Here is an 18,667-nt window from a genome sequence, read left to right on the forward strand (position 1 = left end):
TATGTTTGAACTGTCAAAACGGGATAAAAAATTTATAGTCGCCGGCACTGTATTTCTTGTGCTGTTCAGTCTTGTCTGGTTTGTTTACCTCCCGGCCGTGGACAAGCGGGCAATGCTTGAAACAAAAGTAGTTTCAAAAGCCATGGATCTTAAACGGATGCAGGCCCTTGAAATGACATATCAACAATACGCAAAAAGTTTTGATCTGGAAAAAGATGCCCTTGAAAAAAGGGGGCCTAAGTTTACGCTGTTTTCTTTTCTGGAGTCTCTGTCATCCAAAAGTCTTGTGAAAAAAAATGTTGCCTATATGAAACCGTTTTCCCAGGATATGGACAACAGTAATTATATACTTTCCCGGGTAACGGTCAAGCTTCAGCAAGTGTACTTGAAAGGGCTGGTGGATTTTCTTTTCAGAATTGAAACATCACCCCAGGGCGTGTCCGTTACTTCACTGTCCCTGACAAAGTCCGGTGACAAGGGGCAGTTTCTGGATGCCGTAATTGAAACCCAGACTCTGGCGTTAAAGGAAGAAAAGGGAAATGGATCTTAAGACTTTTTGTTTGCCTTACCGGCAATAAAGAGAGATGCTGATGAACAACCAAAGGAGAATAAATATGTTGCAGGACCGTCGCAACTCATTGAATGTGAAACACATCTGCCTGATCCTTGTGGTGTTGGCCCTGGTTGGGCTTTGTCCGGTGCAGGCGGCACAGAACCAGGATACTTCAGAATTTGTGTCCATGGATTTCAATGATGTTGATATCGGTGTATTCATTAAATTTATCAGCAAGTTGACGAATAAAAATTTTGTGGTGGACACCAAGGTCAAGGGAAAGGTTACCATTATCTCTCCTGAAAAAATATCTGTGAATGATGCGTACAAAGTATTTGAATCGGTTCTGGATATTTACGGGTTTGCCACTGTTGAAACCGGAAGTGTCGTCAAGATCATTCCTGCTGCGGATGCCAGGGGCGACAATGTGGATACCCGTCTGGCAAGGGATGTCGAGCAGGCATCGGATAAGCTGGTAACCCGGTTGATCCCCCTGACTTACGCAAGTTCCGATGAGCTTAAATCCCTTTTATCCCCAATGCTTGCAAAGGGCAGTCTCCTTTTATCCCATGCCGACTCAAATATGCTCATAGCTACTGCAACCCTTGCCAGCATCGACCGGCTGCTCAAGCTGATTAATACCATTGATGTGGAAGGAGTGGGCCGCAAAATTACCATTTTGCCCATCAAATATGCGGATGCCGAAAAAATGGTTACCAATTTGACCAAGATCTATTCGGCAAAAACAAAAAAAAATCAAAGAAGCCGGAAAAAAAATAGCGAGGATCTTTCTGTGGAAATGGTAGCTGATGAACGGACCAATTCCATTATCCTTTTGGCCAGTGAACAGGAAAGCGCTCAGATTACCACACTTGTGGATGCTTTAGATAAAGAGGTCCCCAAAGGAGAAGAAAAGATCCGGGTCTATTATCTTGAGCATGCCACTGCAGAGGACCTGGCTGCCGTGCTCCAGGAGATTCCTGAAAAGAGCAGCAATGATTCAAAAAAGGCTGGTCAGAAAAAAGCACCGCTCTTGTCTGATGATATAAAAATCACAGCGGACAAGGCAACCAATTCCCTGATTATTATTGCGGATAAAGATGATTATCCGGTATTGGAAGAGGTCATAAAAAAACTGGATGTGCCAAGATCCATGGTCTACATTGAGTGCCTGCTCATGGAGATGAATGCGGAACGCTCCCTTGATTTTGGCATGGAATGGCAGGCTAAAGGGACGATTCATAGCGACAATACCGGGTTTGGCAGATTCAGCACATCTAATTCTGATTCTGCAGATTTGGGTTCTCTGGCGGACAGGACGCTGTCCAGCGGTTTTTCCATGGGTGTCTTCGGTGGAACCCTTGAGGCCATTATCCAGGCATACAAGAAAGATTCAGATGTGAAAATTTTGTCCACGCCCCAACTATTGACCACGGAAAACGAGGAAGCCACCATCACCATTGGCAAAAATGTGCCCTACCAGACCCGGGGAGGTGTCGGCACTAGCGATACCGACTCCACCGCTTATAATTCATACGAATATAAGGACGTGGGCATTACACTGAAAATTACCCCGTCTATCAGCCAGGACCGGCTGGTAAGGCTGGATTTCTATCAGACGGTTACCAAACTGGACACCGCAACCAACACAACCGTTACGGACAGGCCCACCACCTTGAAACGGGAGCTTGAGACCACCATTATCGTTGAAGATGGCAATACCGTAGTGCTTGGCGGGCTGATTGACGAAAGTTTGAGTAAAGAAGTAGGCAAGGTCCCGTGTCTCGGTGACATACCTCTTCTGGGAAACGCCTTTAAAAACCAGTCCTCTGGTAGCGACAGAACAAATCTTTTTATTTTCCTGACCCCCAGGGTCGTTAAAAATACCTTGGAGACAAAAAAGATTTATCATGAGAAAAAGGAAGAGATGGATGAACTTCATAAACAAGAAATTAAATTGTATGATGAAGATTCGCCCATAAAAAGCATGCTTTTGAATTGATATGGAAAAATTAATCCAGCAGTTTATTGACCGGCTTACAACATTTGTCATCCTGGACCATGACCAAAGGGGAAAAATCAAGGCTGGCTGTGCCAAGGACCCGGCCCGGATGACGGAAATGGCCTGTGACACCAAACTTGTGTCCGAATCCCAATCCCTGAAAGCATTAGGGGCGATCTATGGCATTGAATTTCTGGAAGATATCGCTTTTTTAAATCCGGATCTGGCCGTTTCCGAAAAGATTACCCGCAAGTTTTTGAAAAAAAATCTTATTGTTCCGCTTAAGCCTGAAAATAAAGTTCCGGTTATTGCGCTGAATGATCCATCGGATCTAAGCTATGTGGATGAGGTGGCCATGCATGCAGGCTTTGGGGACTATACCCTGGCCTTGGCCACAAGAGCCCAGATTCTGAGTGCCATCAACATGATTTTTGACCAGGACGGGCACAGTGTTCAGAAACTTATGGACGATATGGAAGATGAAGAATTTTTCCACATTGAAGACATTGAGCAGACCGCAGATCTTTTGGATGACACCAGTGATGCCCCGGTCATCCGCCTGGTCAACCAGATGATTTCCCAGTCGGTTAAGGCAGGTGCCAGCGATATTCACATCGAACCGTTCCAGGATGAACTTGTTGTCCGGTACCGTATTGACGGTATTTTGTATCCCATGATGACCCCGCCCAAAATGTTTCAGTCCAGCCTGATTTCCAGGGTTAAAGTCATGGCCAAGATGAATATTGCCGAAAAGCGGGTTCCCCAGGACGGCCGGGCCCAGGTGCGGCTGGGAAACCAGGAAATTGACATGCGTATCTCAACGGTGCCCACCAATTATGGCGAGCGCCTGGTGATCCGGTTGTTGAACAAGTCCGGATATTTTATGCAGATTTTAGAATTCGGCCTGTCCCCTGACAATGAACGGCACCTGCATGATATTTTCCGGCAGAATCACGGCATTGTCTTGGTTACAGGTCCCACGGGCAGTGGAAAAACCACCACCTTGTATGCAGGATTGTCTGAGATCAACACCCCGGACCGGTCTATCATCACGGTTGAGGACCCGGTGGAGTACAACCTGAAGGGCGTGGGCCAGATCCAGGTCAACCAGAAAACCGGCCTGACATTTGCCCGGGGGCTTCGATCCATTGTCCGCCAGGACCCGGACGTCATTCTCATTGGTGAGATCCGTGACATTGAAACGGCTGAAATTGCCATTCAGTCGGCGTTGACCGGGCATCTTGTGTTTTCCACCCTTCACACCAATGATGCCCCCGGTGCGGTGACTCGCCTGGTGGACCTAGGCGTGGAACCCTACCTGATCACCTCATCGGTGAATCATGTCATTGCCCAGCGTCTTGTCCGGGTGCTCTGCCCTCATTGCCGGGAGCAATTTACCCTTTCCCATGCAGATCTGAGCAGTTTTCAAAGCACAAACGGTCTTGCCCCCGGGCAGGCGGTGTTTAAGCCCAAAGGCTGCCCAAAATGTTTTAACACAGGATATTTTGGACGCCAGGCCATTATGGAGATTCTGCCCCTGGATGAGGAATTGAAATCACTTATCCTGGAAACCTCGGATGCCAACCTGATCAAGGAGGCTGCAATCAAAAAAGGGATGAAAACCCTAAGAACCGACGGGTTGACCAAAGTGGCCCAGGGCATCACTTCCCTTCGAGAGGTGCTGCGCGTCACCCAGGAATAGGCTTTATTCCCCTTTTATTTGATATAGTTCCATGCTTTAAGCCGCTTATAGGCATACTGGCTGTACTTATTTGACGCATAATCGATTTCTTTGAGATAAGCCGCATATGCTTGGGCTGCTGGCTGTTTTTTTCCGGCCATGTCCAGGGCGTAACCCTGAAAAAAAGTTGTCTGGGGATTTCCCGGCAACAGCCTGCTGCATGCCGTAAAATCCTCATGGGCCTGCATAGGCTTTTTTAAAGCCAGATTGGCAAGCCCTGAAATATAATGTCCCTGGTTTTCCCCGGGGTAAATCTGTTTGGCAAGGCCGGCATGGTATGCGGCGTTCTTATTTTTTCCCCGGATCAGCATGCACTTAGCTGTCATTACCTGGGCCGTATAATCATTGTCTTTTAATTTGAGTGCTGACATCAACGCATCTTCGGCCTGACTATATTGCTCTTTGGCCAGAAAGTTATCTGCCTCCTGGAGTTTGACGATCATGGCTTTCTGAGACCTTAGATTCGATGTGTGGTCCATATACCGGTCACGGTACAGGCTTCGGGAATGGGTGTCCCGGTATATTCCGTTGTCCCTGTTTCTGGCGGCGTCCAGCCGTTCCCGGCTCATGGGATGGGTGGCAAACAGGATCTGGGTTGAACTGGGTTTTGTGCTGTTCATTTGGTTGAGCATTTCCATCAGGCCAGTGAAACCTTTGGCGTTGTAGCCGGATCGGGCCATGTACTGGTGCCCTAAAGCATCGGCCTCACGCTCGTTATCCCGGGAGTATTTGGAAAGGAACAACCCCTGTCCCAGGCTTCCAAGCTTTTGGGTCCAATCACCTAATCCGGCACCCTGGGTCTCTACTGCCGCTGAAAGGCCTGCCACCAGGATGGACGAGATCTGTCCTTTGGATTGCTGTTCAGCCGTATGCCGTGCGTTGACATGCCCCAGTTCGTGCCCCAGAAGTGAGGCCAGTTCGGCCTCATTGTCAAGCTCCAGCAAAATTCCACGGGTCACGGCGATGGAGCCGCCGGGGAAGGCATAGGCGTTTATATAGGTGGCATTGACCACCTGGAAATTATAGGGCATGTCGGGCCGATGCACCTGGGGCAACATGGATCTGCCTACGCCGGAAACATACCGGTTCAATTCGTTATCCTGGGTTACGCCGTAGTCCGAAGAAAATTGAAAGGGCGACTGTTGTCGATCTATGGCAATTTCCTGATTTCGGCTCATGAACATCAACTGTTTTTGGCCGGTGACCGGATCAATGGCGCATCCCTGGAAAAGCCCCGCCCCTGACAGGGTTACAGCCGTTGCGGTACAGCTTTTCAAAAAGTCCCGCCGGGTCATTCCGGTGTTTTTTATCTGTTCCATAATCCTCCTGGGTCTTTTTTAGTTCCGGTACGTGCTGTGGCCGGATATGCATAATGAAATTTGATATGCCTTTATTGTTACGCCGATACTATAGCTACGTGGAACGTTGTTCGTCAAGACCGGATATCATGGCTTTTTTAATCCGCAGGGCGGCTCTTTTCCTCCGTTGATTTACGTTTGGTTGCCACTCCCGTTTGTATCCCCGCTAAAGAAAAATCAGCAATATGTCTGGCCAGTTTCCGGCTCAGTTCAGGACTGATGGTTTGTCCCAGCAGATATTCAAGGTCACTGCCTTTAATGTTCACAAAAATGCGGCATTGGTTGATAATACTTAACTCACAAAACCTTATGTCCAGATCCGAGACCCCGGGGCCTATAATATCCCGAAGAATGCCGTGCAGTATTCGCCTTGTGGGCTCAATTGCTTTGTGCCATGAGTTTTGGACCAGCCCGGTGGGATTGACCAATTCCATCAGATATAGCCGGTTGAACAGAGAAACATCTCCTTCCCCGGAAAAATTTTGAATAAGTGCATGGATATAGGCCCGTAAACGATCCTGGGCCGAGGCAGTAACCGGATCACAAAAAGCCGGCGCCCCCATTTTTTCAAACGCATGCTGCCAGGCCTCACCATACAAATTTTTTTTATCCCCAAAGTAATAATTGACTGAAGAAAGATTACTCCCGGCCCGTTTACATATCTCTGATACCCTTGCATCACGGAATCCTTTTTGGGAAAATACCTCACAGGCTGCATTCAATAGGCTTAATCTGGTTTTTTTGCCGTCTTTTCTTTTGATCATAGGTGTTTCTCTGGTCTACTAAATTAAAAGCATATTTGATAAAAAAACAAACCGGACAAAAAAATTGCCGGAACCAATACTACCTTCACCGATATACAAAATCAAATTTAAAGTCCGAAACAGAACTCCTCCAACGGATATTTCAGTTTTTAAAACCGGGTATCCGTCCGAACAGCTCAAACGATGTCGGGTTTCTCTTTTTTAATCAACCATTGACATCATTTCGATTAATCTTTAATAGTTGTTAGTCTATTATCTTAAAAATCTTTTTAAGATAATCAACCCAATTTATGTAAGAGGAAATAATGTGCATGCAATCCATCCATCAAAAGGCTTTTATAACTGCAATTATACCGGCCTTGCTGCTAATCTTTCTGACGGCGGGCTGCGATTCCCGGCAGCAAGCCCCATCCGGCTCCTCAATGCCCAGAGTATCCGTTATAACCGTGCAACCCGGAAAAATCAGTCTTTCAACTGAATTGCCCGGCCGTACGTCCGCTTACCGCATTGCGGAAATTCGGCCCCAGGTCAACGGGTTGCTGCAGAAACGGCTGTTTACGGAAGGCAGCGATGTCAATGCCGGCCAAGTCCTTTACCAAATTGATCCCGCACCGTTTCTGGCGGACGTCGACAATGCCGCCGCAAATCTTTCGGCCATGTTGAAAAGCGCTGACCAGGCACGCGCTGCGTTGAAAGCAAGCGTTGCCGATGTGGCCCGGCTTAGGGTCACTTTGGAACTTGCCAAAACGAATCGAGGCCGGTATGAAACTGCGCATGAGAAAGAAGCTGTTTCAACAATCCAGCGTGACCAGGCAGTGACGGAGGCCAAGGCAGCCGAATCCACACTAAAGGCTGCTGAGGCTCAGGTGGAAAGCCAGCGTGAAGCTGTGGCCGTCGCCCAGGCAAGCATTGCCCAGGCCAGGGCCGCGTTAAAGACAGCCCGCATTAATCTGGGATATACGAAAGTCACCGCACCCATTTCCGGCCGTATCGGCAGGTCCAGTGTAACGGAAGGCGCCATCGTGACCGCCTATCAACCCGCAGCCATGACCACCATTCAACAGCTTGACCGTATTTATGTGGATGTGCCGCAATCCACCACTGAATTACTGCGCCTGAAGCAACGGATGAAAGAGGGTCGGCTCCACCAGGATGGAGCAGACCGGCAAGTAGTCAAACTCATTCTGGAAGACGACACAAAGTATCCCCAAGACGGCAGTCTGCAATTCAGTGACGTGACTGTTGATCCGACAACCGGCTCCGTTATTTTGAGGATGGTGTTTCCCAATCCTGACAGTATCCTTCTGCCGGGCATGTTCGTCCGTGCGGTGATTAACGAAGGCGTTAACCCGCAAGCCATCCTTATCCCTCAGCAATGTGTATCCCGAGATCACAGAGGAAACCCTTTTGTGTTGATTGTCGATGTCGAAGGCAAGGTCGTACTGCGTATGGTTACCCTTGACCGTGCCATAGACGATAAATGGCTGGTCTCGGCAGGCCTTGCTCCCGGGGACCGGGTGATTGTCGAGGGTATGCTGATGCTACGCCCCGGGACAATGGTCAATACAGTCCCTTTTAGTGAATCAAAAACCGTATCCGGGCCTGGGGCCGAATCCGGCATACCGGCTGCACCACATAAAGATGGGGGTGATTGATGTTATCTCGATTTTTTTTGGCTCGGCCTGTCTTTGCCTGGGTTATCGCCATCATCATTATGACCGTCGGACTGCTGGCGATTTACAACCTGCCCATATCCCAGAACCCGTCCATCGCCCCGCCGTCCATCGCTATTGATTCATATTATCCCGGCGCCTCGGCCGAGACCGTTGAAAATACGGTGACCCAGATCATTGAGCAGAAAATGACCGGCTTGGGCGATATGATCTATTTTTCCGGCACCAGTTCGTCTTCCGGTGCATCCCGCATTGAGCTGACCTTCACTCCGGGGACCGATCCGGATCTTGCCTGGTCCAAGGTGCAAAACAAGCTGCAGTTGGCCATGGCAAGCCTGCCCGATGTGGTCCAGCGGCAGGGGGTCAAGGTCAGCAAGTCAACCCGTAACTACTTGATGATCGTGGGGCTGATCTCCGAGGACGGCAGCATGGACGGCTTGGACCTGCGGGACTACGCCCAGTCCAATCTGGAAAAGGTCTTGTCCCGGGTGCGGGGGGTGGGCGAAGTTGAGAATTTCGGCACCCAATATGCCATTCGGGTCTGGGTCGATCCCGACAAGCTGACCAATTATCAATTGACCATGGAAGATGTTATCCTGGCACTTCAGGACTACAATGTAGAGGTTTCCGCCGGTCAGTTCGGCGGAGCCCCGGCCCGGGAAGGGCAACGAATGAATATCTCCATTGTCGTTCAGCATCTGCTTAAAACCCCGGATGAGTTCGCCGCCATCCCCATCCGTACCAACACCGATGGGTCGGTGGTCCGCATCAAGGATATCGGCCGCACGGAACTGGGAACCGAACGCTACGACGTTGTGGCCAGATACAATGGAAAAGCGTCTGCTGCCATGGCCATCCGCCAGGAGGCCGGCGCCAATGCCCTGGAAACCGCCAATGCCGTTAAAGAGACACTCAAGGAGATGGGCCGGTATTTTCCCCACGGCATGAAGGTGATCTATCCTTACGACACCACGCCTTTTACCGTGGTGGCCATTGACGAGGTGGTCAAAACCCTGTTCGAGGCCATCTTTCTGGTCTTTATCATTATGTATCTTTTCATGGGTAATATCCGGGCTACCCTCATCCCAACCATTGCGGTGCCGGTGGTGTTGCTGGGAACCTTTGCGGTTCTGGGATTTTTTGGATTTTCCATCAACATGATGACCATGTTCGCCATGGTGCTATCCATTGGTCTGCTGGTGGACGATGCCATTGTGGTCGTGGAAAATGTGGAACGGATCATGGCCGAGGAGGGACTTCCACCAAGGGAGGCCACGGCCAAGTCCATGGACGAGATCACCAGTGCGTTGATCGGCATTGGTCTGGTGCTTTCGGCGGTTTTTGGTCCCATGGCCTTTTTCCAGGGGTCCACCGGTGTTCTTTATCGTCAGTTTTCCGTTACCATTATCGCATCCATGCTGCTTTCGGTGGTTGTGGCCCTGATCCTGACTCCGGTACTTTGTGCTTCGTTTCTTAAACCGATACCCCACGGCCATCATGCTTCAGACAATGCGGTCTTCTTCCTGCGTCCTTTTTTCAGGTGGTTCGACAATAGTTTCATCAGGGTCAGGCGCTTTTATGTAGGCATTGTCAGCCGGTCATTTACAAGAACACTGCGCTATCTGGTGATCTACGTTTTGATTGTCGCAACTGTGGGGTTTCTGTTTCAACGGATGACCAGTTCTTATCTCCCGGATGAAGATCAGGGGGTTCTGTTGGTTCAAGTCACACTTCCGTCGGCTTCAACCGTGGAGCAGACCCGGAGGGTAATGGAAAAAATTGAGGATTATTTTTTGACACATGAAAAAGAGAGTGCAGCGTCCTTTATGTCGGTGGCCGGCATCAGCTTTTCCGGCCAGGCCCAGAACGTGGGCCTGGGATTCGTCAAACTCAAAGACTGGGAACTGCGCGACCGGCCGGACTTGAAGGTTAAGGCGATTATCGGCAGGGCCATGGGGGCTTTGTCACAAATAATTGAAGCCCGGATATTCGTCTTTTCCCCGCCCGCTGTGGTGGAACTGGGAAATGCCAGCGGATTCGATTTTCAACTGCAGGACCGCGGCGGTCTAGGCCACGAAAAATTGATGGCGGCACGCAACCAGCTCCTCGGCATGGCGGCACAGGATGAGCGGTTGACCAGGGTCCGGCCCAATGGAATGGAAGATGTCCCCGAGTACCGGATTGATGTGGACTGGAATAAAGCCGGAGCCATGGGGGTTCCCATAACTTCCATCCACAACACGATTTCATCGGCCTTCGGCAGCGCCTATGTCAATGATTTTATCCAGGCCGGGCGGGTCAAACGCGTCTTTGTGCAGGCAGACGCGCCTTATCGCATGCTGCCTAAGGACTTGGAGAAACTTTATGTGCGTAACAACCAGGGCAAGATGGTCCCCTTCTCATCATTTGCCTCGGGCCGGTGGACATTTGGATCGCCAAAGCTGGAACGTTACAATGCTTTTCCATCCATCAACATCTGGGGGGACCCTGCGCCGGGGGGCAGTTCCGGTGAGGCCATGTCGATCATGGAAGAACTGGCTGCCAAGTTGCCCCAGGGAATCGGCTTTGACTGGACCGGCCTGTCCTATCAGGAACGAATAGCAACAGCACAGGGGCCTATCCTTTATGCTTTTTCTATTTTTGTAATTTTTCTTTGCGTGGCAGCCCTGTATGAAAGCTGGTCAATTCCTTTTGTTAACCTGTTGATGCTGCCTTTGGGTGTATTCGGTGCGATACTGGCGACATCAATGCGCGGACTGCACAATGATGTTTACTTCCAGATCGGGTTTTTAACCACACTTGGCCTTTCGACAAAAAACGCCATTTTGATTATTCAGTTTATCAAGGAGCGTATGGCACACAAAGAAAGCCTCATTGATGCAACGCTTGGCGCCGCCAAAACACGGTTTCGACCGGTTATGATGACCTCTCTGGCATTTTTCTTCGGCGTTCTGCCGCTGGCCATCAGCACCGGTGCCGGTGCCGGGGCAATGAATGCCATTGGCACGGCCGTTTGCGGCGGCATGCTCTCTGCGACGTTCATTGATCTCATTTTCATTCCCATCTTTTTTGTCTTGGTATCACGATTGTTCAAGAGAAAAGAAAAAGAACCCGTTTCCGAACGGAATATGGATACTACCGCGTCCGAGGAGGTTCGTTGAGATGATAAGAAACATACTGGTAATTATGGGTGTCTTTGTTTGCTTAGGTGGTTGTTCCCTGGCACCCAAATACCAACAACCCGGGATACCCATTTCAGAGACCTGGCCCCAGGGCGAAGCTTACGAGAACACCCAAGCCGTATCCGGAATACCGACAGCCCAGGAGTTGAACTGGCAAGACTTTTTTACCGACCAGAAGCTCAAAAAAATTATTGAAACGGCTTTGGACAATAACCGTGATCTGAGAATCGCCGTTTTAAACGTGGAAAAGGCGCGTGCGCAGTATGGTGTCCGACGGGCTGAGCTGTTTCCTGCGGTTGATGCCTCCGGCGCATGGACCAAGCAGCGCCGGTCAAAAGACCTTATTGATCCTGAGGAATCCAGGACCGTGGAGCAGTATAGTGCTGATCTGGGAATTGCCTCCTGGGAGATCGATTTTTTCGGACGGATCCGGAGCCTTAAAGATCAGGCACTGGAAGAATATATGGCCACAGAGCAGGCCTGCCGCAGTGCACAGATTGCACTGATATCCGAGGTTGCCAGGGCCTATCTGACACTTGCGGCAGACAAGGAGAGTCTTAATCTGGCCCGGTTTACGTTTAAGAGTCAGCAGGATTCTTATAATCTCATTCTGGGAAACTATCAGATAGGGCTGGCGACCAGGATTGACCTGCGCCGTGCGCAGACCCAGGCAGATGTCGCACAAAGGGATGTGCAGCGCTACATACAACTTGCGGCCCAGGACCGGAATGCATTAAACCTTTTGGCCGGAACACAAGTCCCAGACGCGATGTTGCCGGTTGACCTGGGCAGTGTTCCCCCCGTTAGTGAGATCAGTGCCGGCCTATCCTCCCGGGTGCTTTTGAACCGGCCGGATATTGTTGCCGCCGAACACCGGCTTAAAGGGGCATATGCGTTTATCGGTGCCGCACGGGCAGCCTTTTTCCCCCGTATCTCCCTGACCGCTTCCATGGGAACGGCAAGTGATGAGCTATCCGGGCTGTTTGGTGCCGGATCTGGTACCTGGAACTTTGCACCCCGGATCGCCATGCCGATTTTCGACCCCCGTATCTGGGCAGCGCTGCGGGTCAGTAAGGCAGACCGGAAAATCATCCTGGCCGAATATGAGAAAACCATCCAGACAGCCTTCAGAGAGACAGCCGACGCGCTTGCCGTTCAGGGAACCATAGACCGGCAGGTTGCGGCACAGGAATCCATTGTTGACGCGACAACAGAGACGTACAGCCTCTCAAATGAACGATACAATCTGGGGATAGACGGTTATCTCAGCGTGCTGGATGCGCATCGGTCGCTCTACGCACAGCAGCAGACCCTGATATCCCTCCAATTGGCAAAGACGGCAAACCAGATAACGCTTTATGCGGTATTGGGCGGAGGTGGCAGACCCTTTCAGTCCACCAAGTTATAATGCCTCCTTCTCAATACGGCACAACAATGCCGAGTGGGGCCAGCTTCCGGTTTCCGGGCTGCAGACCTCGGGGGCGTCCGGGCACAGCACATTGGCACTGGATTCAAACACCTTAAAAAGGTTAGGCAGTTTTTCTTCGCTCTCTGGAAACCACCACCCGTGCTCCACGTCCGCCATGTCTTCCCGGATGGTATCCGAAATATGGACCCGCTGGCGTATTTTCCCCAAAGGGCTGGATATGACCGCCCAGTCACCTTCTGCAAGACCTAAACCAGATGCGGTTGACGGATGGATGGTTACCAGGGGATCCGGGTGTCTTTTGCGGGCCTTTTCGATCTGCCGGTGTTCCGTGTGATACATGGGCATGAACCGGCTGCCTGTAATCAGGTTTAACGGGTATTTTGGGGCCAAAGGCTTTTTCAGGTTTCGTATCGGCGTAATAAACACCAAACGGCTCTTCATCCAAACCCAGATGGTTCAGGAAAACGTCTGTCTCTTTGATAATTGATTGTAAATCCATTGTAACGTCCTTTTGTTGTGTATACAACTATAAAATCCTTTTTTTGTCTATCTGCCCATGCCATTCAGGTTTTCAATGATCCGTGAAAGGAGTGACCGGCAGGCAGATTGCTCTTCCCGGGTCATGCCGCGCTGGGCGTCTGCTATGACCTCCCGGGCAATGACCGCGCAGCGTTCTGCCGTTTCCAGGACCCTGGGGGTGGGAGTCACCAGTTTCTGCCGGCTGTCTTTGGGGTCCCGGGTCCGGTTAATCCAGCCCCGGCGTTCAAGCCCGTTCAACAGTCGGCTCGCACTGGATTTCTCAAGGAACAACTGCGCGCCAATCTGCCCCTGGGTTTGGGCATCACCATTGAGCAGCAGGAGAATGGCGCCCCATTGTTCCGCCGTCATATTGATACCCGCTGCCTTGAAGCGTGCGGCAAGCGTGTGGCTTAACTGTCTGTTGGCCAGCCCGGTCAAATATCCTAAAGATATTTTATGATCATATGAAAATACCATATTTGGTTGTATACACAACTATTTGTTTTATGTCAAATGATTTGTATAGGTTACACAGATTTTTTTATGAAAAAATGAGGTCGATATCGTCGCATCTTTTCTCTTGGTTCCTGAATAGCCTGTGATTTTTTCCGGTTAATTTGTCTGTATATAGGTTTGAAATATTTTTTCATGGGAAATATATTTTTCCCGGTCAGGATCCTGGAGATAGGACCTGATGGCGTTGACCCGTTTGAGAATTTCGTCTTCGGCCCGTTTTCTCATATTTTTTTTGACCTGGGCAATCTCTTCTTCCAGATTAGCCGTGTGCTCAGCATCATAGTATTGTTCCGTCTTGTATTTTATCCTTTTTTCAATTAACTCTTCGCGCATCTTATTATGGGCCTCATCCAGGAACAGGACCTCGGGCATAAGGTCGGCAAAATGGGTGACGGCAATAATATCCTTGTCTCGCTGCCAGTAGCCGATAAGAAATTCAGGCTCAAGATCCTCGTAGTTCTGCAGCGGCATGTACATCCGCCGAAGATAGAGCAGCACTTTTTCCGTTTTTTTTCGGTGCCCGCCGATGATCACCGAACCGCCGATCTGGTCCTTTTTGACCCCTTTGGTCCAAGGAGCGCCGGTGATGCCGAAGTCAATGCAAAGGGGGATCTGAAGCAAGACCGACAGGGTGTTCAGTGCCAGGGCATACCCTGCGGAAGGGCCGCCGACGTTGTAGGATGCGGACAATAGTTGGTGGTGGATGGAATACCGTTGGAGAAAATCCCCAAACAACCAGGGGATGCTGATATCCGGGCTCAGGCTCTGGATATAGTTTTTCACCATGGTCAGGGCCTCCTGGGCCGACTGATTGGTCATTTTTACGGCCATATCCATCTGGGCGGTCTCGGCCGAAGGCGTGGCCACGGCGCCGGTTACGATGATTGGCGTGTTTTCTACCCTGCCGGTCAGGCTGGTGGCAATGGGCAACAGCATTCCGGTCATGTCATTGGCGCCCACACCAATAATGAAGCCGACTTGGGGTTCCTGGCTTAGCTCGGTCTCTAAAAATTCGTTGAGCTGGATGGTTCCTTTGCGCACCGGGCTTTGGGAAATCTCCCTTCTGGCGGATTCCAGGTGGGCGACAACAATGGGATAATCCTGTTCCCGGGTGATATGCTCCACATTTTCCAGGATCTTGTCGTAATGCTCCACAAAATTTTTCAGGTCGGTTTTGATTTTGGATTTGATCAGGGGAGGGGCTTTAAGGGCATCAAGAATCCCCAGGACGGTTTTAAAATTAAGTTTGACAAAGTTATATTTTTCATCCCGGGTTGAGGACTTGAGATCCCGAAGTTTGAGCAAAACTTTAAACTCCGTGCTGCAAAGGGCAATGGCCTTTTCCGTAAACGATGTGTAGTCCGCCGGGGTGTTACAAATCCCCTGGGCTGTCTCTATGATTTTTTCCACTTTGAATTGGCGTGGGTGGGGAACGTTTTCAAACTGCTTTTTGATGATTTCAAACACATCCTTTTGCCGCATGTGCCCTGATATATCAAGCGTTTTCAATCTTTTGGACCGGATCAGGGCAGGGTCCAGGATGTCCAGACGGTTGGTGGTTAAGACGGTAAATACCTTATTCAAAGGAATTTCACCGTCAATGATATTTAAAAATTTGTTGGTCAGGGCGTCCGAAGGATGACCTCCGGTACCGCTTCGTCTTGGAGCAAGCGCATCTCCCTCGTCAAAAAATATCACTGTGGGGGCGATCATTTTTGCAATATCATACACTTTTTCAAGGTTGGATACGGCCCCGTGCACAGGGCTTGACGGGTCCTGGAGCGCTGAAGGGCTTGTTGCAATATCATGGACCTTGCGATTGGAGGAAAGCCAGGTCCTGACCAGATAGGTTTTGCCCGATCCCGGCGGGCCTGTCAGGACCACGCCCTTGTCTTCGCTGACCCCGTAATGAAAACAGTTATTGGCCATCTCAGAGAATTTGTCCTTGATATCGCCCACATACTTTTCCCAGTTCAGATTCCGGTCCATCTTGTCAACCACCTTATCGTAAAGTTCCCCATACACATTTTTGGCCACCAGCTGGAAGGCCTTTCGGATCAAGACGGCATCATCTAAAAATTCCAGGACAAAATCCCCCTGTATGGAGGTGATTGATTCAATGAGCTTTCTAACGTAGGCCGGGGTGATTTTCAGGCTTCTCTCCTTGAAAATGGCATAGATTTTATCTGCGGCAGCATCCAGTTGTTTCGAGTCCGGCTTAAACTTGGTGGGGATCTGGTAGCGCCGGATCTCAAGGGTGATGATTTTTTTTAAGTTTTCCCGGTTCATCCAGTATTTTGAAATGTCGATGATCACGCCTTTTTCAATAAATCTGCGGTAAATGGCAGCATCAAACCGGTGGGCCTGGTCAGTGGTGGCAATAATAAAGCAGTCCCGTCTTCCGTCAATGATTTCATCCAGGACAATGTTGGAGGTGTCAATCAGGGTCCTTTGCTGTTTTTCTACGCCATCACTTCCGGATCCGGACCCGGATTTTCCAAAGGCCGAATGGGCCTCTTCAATGTGCCGGATTGACGTGACCTTGGGGTGGCCCATGGCCCGCTTAAAATAATTGCCAGGTTCTCCTGACAGGGCGGTTTGGTAATCATTGGGCGTGATAACGGACATGTCCACTAAAATGCCTAAATCCTCAAAATCCGTCAGGTTATGCATAATCCGTTTTCTGAAAATCCGTTTGAGAATGGGGATTTTTGCCAGACGCAGGTAAAAGTCGGTTTTTTTCTTTTTTGCAATCTGCATGGCAAATTCAGGGTCCACATCCTCAAGGTGGGTGAACAGGCTGTATCCCCCTAAAATTTCGTCCCTTTTTTTTCGCCAGTCCACTGTGGGAATCACTTCGTTTCTAAATACCACTTTTTCAAGGGCTTCTCTTGCCGTAGCGCTTTTTCCCGAACCTGAAGTCCCTTCAATGAGCATGATGGGGGCTTTGGGAACATCGGGATCTTCCAGGTGTTCCTTTCTGATATGAACCCTGTATATCTTTTCAAAGATCTGTTCTAATTCCACAGGGACATGGAGGTCGGTCAGTTCTCTGTCCAAAACCGCGATAAGGTAATGGTATTCTGCCTTTGTCAGTTCTTTTTCAATAATCCTGTTCCAGGAGGCGGCAGGGTTGGTTTCCCCTGAATATAAAAATCGTTTTTTCCAGTCCGTGAGAATCTGGGGGTTATTGAGGACATTCATCCGCTTTTGTTTTTTTTTCATGAAAAAAATTAAAAAGAAAAGATTTTTCAGCAAAGAGTGCAGGGGGTTGGGCGGCCTGTACTGGTTGAGCCTTGACCTGACAAAGGCCTTGGTGTCATAAGTCCAGGTTTTCACCATGGATTCAATTTTATTAATGGCCTCTTCGGGCAGGGCAATATATTTTTTTTCCTTGGTATGTCGTTTGGCCATTTGTTCATCCTCACGCATGGGTTAGGTGGTTATATGAAACTAGAGACAAGATACAAGAAACAAGAGGGGCGAAGCGCTTGCGGCGCTCATTTTAGCCCTGCATTGTTTGGGCCTTTAATTTCATTATGTGTTGTGGGCTGAGCCTGGAAGTTGATAGACCAGGTCTTCCCATGGCTGTTCTTTGGGAACGTCCGGGACGATTCTTTGGTTTCCCTTTTGCAAGGTATCGGTCTACTCTGAAACAGTTCTATCTGCCGGGGCGGGCAGGGTGATTGCAGGTGATTTCCCTCCATCGTGGAGCACAAAGGTTTTCTGGTTAGATTCGTTCGTTTCATAGGCGGTGGCCCATTTTTGCTGGGTAAGGAATTCAAATAAGTTTGGATTGACCTGTTGGCCTTCCCGCCCGCCTAATGCAAGATGCAGAGATTTAATGCCGTCAAGGTAGGCTTTGTAAAGTTTTTGAATCCTCTGAGCTTCCTGGTCGGCGGCATAATTGTCTGCCTCTGAGATGAGCTGGCGCCGCTTTTTCTCTTCCGTGGCTTTTACCAGCGTGTCGCCGAACCTTGTTTCGTTGAGAACAAAACTGACCACCTCAATGCCGTACTTTTTTTCAAGGGTTGGGCCGTTTTTATTGATAGGCCGGTTTTTCAATGCTTGAAAGATCTCTTCTTTTATGGTTTCCCTGTCCGAGATCAACCTGTCGACCTCTTTGTCCTGTAGGATATCCTTGGCAATTCCATCGTAATCCCCCTGAAGCAGGGTTTCAGGAGACAGATTTTCAATACCCCAGGTTTCCAGATTTTTTATCCTGAACGTCATCAAGGCTGATGTCCACAGGGCCACGTTTTCCCGGGATATAATTTTAATGGGTTCAGTGGCGCCGCCGAGGTACATGTTCTGGTTCATCAAGGGAACCTCTTTTTCCAGCCGGGTAAAGAAAGGAAGCCTGAAGTGCCAGCCGACATCGGTGACGGCCTGTCTTGCTCCTCCAAATTGTTCGAGTATAACAGCATAATTAAACTTAACCTTGTAGATCACCTGGGTGGAATAGACCACAGCGGCCAAAGAATAAATCAGGGTGAGGCTGACTAGTAAAAATGCAAGTCTTCTCATCATGGTGAAAAATCGGGCCCGCTGCAAAAAAACTTGGGATTTCTGCTCTTTCATACCTGCTCCTTTGCCGTTAATTTAGCGGTTGGTCGCCGTTAGGTGTTAGCGCTCGCCACTTTTTTAGATGTTTAAATTCAATATTAAACGTCCTTTAATCTTTTGCCTATCCATCAGCCTGATTGCCTTTTTTGTTAAAAAATTTTTTTTGATGTCGTTACCGACGGCAAAAAAATTACAATTCAAACGGAGAATCGTCAGTCTGTAACGCGAACGAAAAAACAGGAGTAATAAGGGAATTTAAGAGTATGAAAAAGTATACATGAAGATTAATGAATGGTCAAAAAATATTTATGAACCCTAAGCCCGGATGGATGAAAGCCTTTCGTGGCGCCTTGCCTTTTGCATA

The 18,667-nt window shown here is 49.4% G+C and carries 12 protein-coding genes; 6 read left to right on the plus strand and 6 right to left on the minus strand.

Annotated features, from left to right (window positions below):
- Window position 1 precedes the first annotated feature (1 nt).
- The 3 genes from B147_RS0124255 to gspE all read left to right on the plus strand — a co-directional run bounded on the left by B147_RS0124255 (window position 2) and on the right by gspE (window position 4,257).
- Window positions 2-550 carry a type II secretion system protein M gene (locus B147_RS0124255; RefSeq protein ID WP_020589798.1) on the plus strand — a complete coding sequence of 183 codons (549 nt, stop codon included), beginning with the start codon at window positions 2-4 and terminating at the stop codon, window positions 548-550.
- Window positions 551-614: 64 nt separating this feature from the next.
- A complete protein-coding gene (gene gspD, locus B147_RS0124260; protein ID WP_020589799.1) occupies window positions 615-2,555 on the plus strand; it encodes a type II secretion system secretin GspD in 1,941 nt (646 codons plus the stop codon).
- Window position 2,556: 1 nt separating this feature from the next.
- Entirely contained in the window at window positions 2,557-4,257 is a 1,701-nt protein-coding gene (gene gspE / locus B147_RS0124265; RefSeq protein WP_020589800.1) for a type II secretion system ATPase GspE, read from the plus strand.
- A 14-nt stretch (window positions 4,258-4,271) separates the two neighbouring features.
- Here gspE and B147_RS0124270 read toward each other — a convergent pair whose 3' ends face one another.
- Both B147_RS0124270 and B147_RS29415 read right to left on the minus strand, forming a co-directional pair.
- Window positions 4,272-5,615, minus strand: coding sequence for a M48 family metalloprotease (locus B147_RS0124270; RefSeq protein ID WP_020589801.1), 1,344 nt, complete (start codon window positions 5,613-5,615; stop codon window positions 4,272-4,274).
- A gap of 137 nt (window positions 5,616-5,752) precedes the next feature.
- Complete coding sequence (locus B147_RS29415) at window positions 5,753-6,418, minus strand: TetR/AcrR family transcriptional regulator (protein WP_020589802.1); 666 nt, start codon at window positions 6,416-6,418, stop codon at window positions 5,753-5,755.
- A gap of 311 nt (window positions 6,419-6,729) precedes the next feature.
- On the opposite strand from B147_RS29415, the gene B147_RS0124285 reads away from it, so the two are divergent.
- The 3 genes from B147_RS0124285 to B147_RS0124295 are packed head-to-tail and all read left to right on the plus strand — an operon-like array spanning window position 6,730 to window position 12,681.
- Window positions 6,730-8,073 carry an efflux RND transporter periplasmic adaptor subunit gene (locus tag B147_RS0124285; protein ID WP_020589804.1) on the plus strand — a complete coding sequence of 448 codons (1,344 nt, stop codon included), beginning with the start codon at window positions 6,730-6,732 and terminating at the stop codon, window positions 8,071-8,073.
- On the plus strand, window positions 8,073-11,252 hold the full coding sequence (locus B147_RS0124290; RefSeq protein ID WP_020589805.1) for an efflux RND transporter permease subunit: 3,180 nt from the start codon (window positions 8,073-8,075) through the stop codon (window positions 11,250-11,252). The genes B147_RS0124285 and B147_RS0124290 overlap by 1 nt, the downstream gene beginning before the upstream one ends.
- A 1-nt stretch (window position 11,253) precedes the next feature.
- Complete coding sequence (locus B147_RS0124295; RefSeq protein ID WP_020589806.1) at window positions 11,254-12,681, plus strand: efflux transporter outer membrane subunit; 1,428 nt, start codon at window positions 11,254-11,256, stop codon at window positions 12,679-12,681.
- Here B147_RS0124295 and B147_RS0124300 read toward each other — a convergent pair.
- The 4 genes from B147_RS0124300 to B147_RS29420 all read right to left on the minus strand — a co-directional run bounded on the left by B147_RS0124300 (window position 12,676) and on the right by B147_RS29420 (window position 18,318).
- A complete protein-coding gene (locus B147_RS0124300; protein WP_157238019.1) occupies window positions 12,676-13,143 on the minus strand; it encodes a molybdopterin dinucleotide binding domain-containing protein in 468 nt (155 codons plus the stop codon). The two genes, B147_RS0124295 and B147_RS0124300, sit on opposite strands and share 6 nt — an antisense overlap.
- A gap of 105 nt (window positions 13,144-13,248) precedes the next feature.
- Window positions 13,249-13,659, minus strand: coding sequence for a MarR family winged helix-turn-helix transcriptional regulator (locus tag B147_RS0124310; RefSeq protein ID WP_020589809.1), 411 nt, complete (start codon window positions 13,657-13,659; stop codon window positions 13,249-13,251).
- Between the two features lie 174 nt (window positions 13,660-13,833).
- Window positions 13,834-17,151: an AAA family ATPase gene (locus B147_RS0124315; protein WP_020589810.1), complete on the minus strand. Its 3,318-nt coding sequence runs from the start codon at window positions 17,149-17,151 to the stop codon at window positions 13,834-13,836.
- 231 nt (window positions 17,152-17,382) lie between these two features.
- On the minus strand, window positions 17,383-18,318 hold the full coding sequence (locus B147_RS29420; protein ID WP_020589811.1) for an SPFH domain-containing protein: 936 nt from the start codon (window positions 18,316-18,318) through the stop codon (window positions 17,383-17,385).
- Window positions 18,319-18,667: the final 349 nt, after the last annotated feature.

This window comes from Desulfobacter curvatus DSM 3379 (assembly GCF_000373985.1).
Classification (GTDB): Bacteria; Desulfobacterota; Desulfobacteria; order Desulfobacterales; family Desulfobacteraceae; genus Desulfobacter; species Desulfobacter curvatus.

What these genes read in the sequence shown, in the direction of transcription:
- B147_RS0124255 (WP_020589798.1), top strand. Translation starts at nt 2, where the DNA reads ATGTTTGAACTGTCAAAACGGGATAAAAAATTTATAGTCGCCGGCACT.
- gspD (WP_020589799.1), top strand. Translation starts at nt 615, where the DNA reads ATGTTGCAGGACCGTCGCAACTCATTGAATGTGAAACACATCTGCCTG.
- gspE (WP_020589800.1), top strand. Translation starts at nt 2,557, where the DNA reads ATGGAAAAATTAATCCAGCAGTTTATTGACCGGCTTACAACATTTGTC.
- B147_RS0124270 (WP_020589801.1), bottom strand. Translation starts at nt 5,615, where the DNA reads ATGGAACAGATAAAAAACACCGGAATGACCCGGCGGGACTTTTTGAAA.
- B147_RS29415 (WP_020589802.1), bottom strand. Translation starts at nt 6,418, where the DNA reads ATGATCAAAAGAAAAGACGGCAAAAAAACCAGATTAAGCCTATTGAAT.
- B147_RS0124285 (WP_020589804.1), top strand. Translation starts at nt 6,730, where the DNA reads ATGCAATCCATCCATCAAAAGGCTTTTATAACTGCAATTATACCGGCC.
- B147_RS0124290 (WP_020589805.1), top strand. Translation starts at nt 8,073, where the DNA reads ATGTTATCTCGATTTTTTTTGGCTCGGCCTGTCTTTGCCTGGGTTATC.
- B147_RS0124295 (WP_020589806.1), top strand. Translation starts at nt 11,254, where the DNA reads ATGATAAGAAACATACTGGTAATTATGGGTGTCTTTGTTTGCTTAGGT.
- B147_RS0124300 (WP_157238019.1), bottom strand. Translation starts at nt 13,143, where the DNA reads ATGAAGAGCCGTTTGGTGTTTATTACGCCGATACGAAACCTGAAAAAG.
- B147_RS0124315 (WP_020589810.1), bottom strand. Translation starts at nt 17,151, where the DNA reads ATGGCCAAACGACATACCAAGGAAAAAAAATATATTGCCCTGCCCGAA.
- B147_RS29420 (WP_020589811.1), bottom strand. Translation starts at nt 18,318, where the DNA reads ATGAAAGAGCAGAAATCCCAAGTTTTTTTGCAGCGGGCCCGATTTTTC.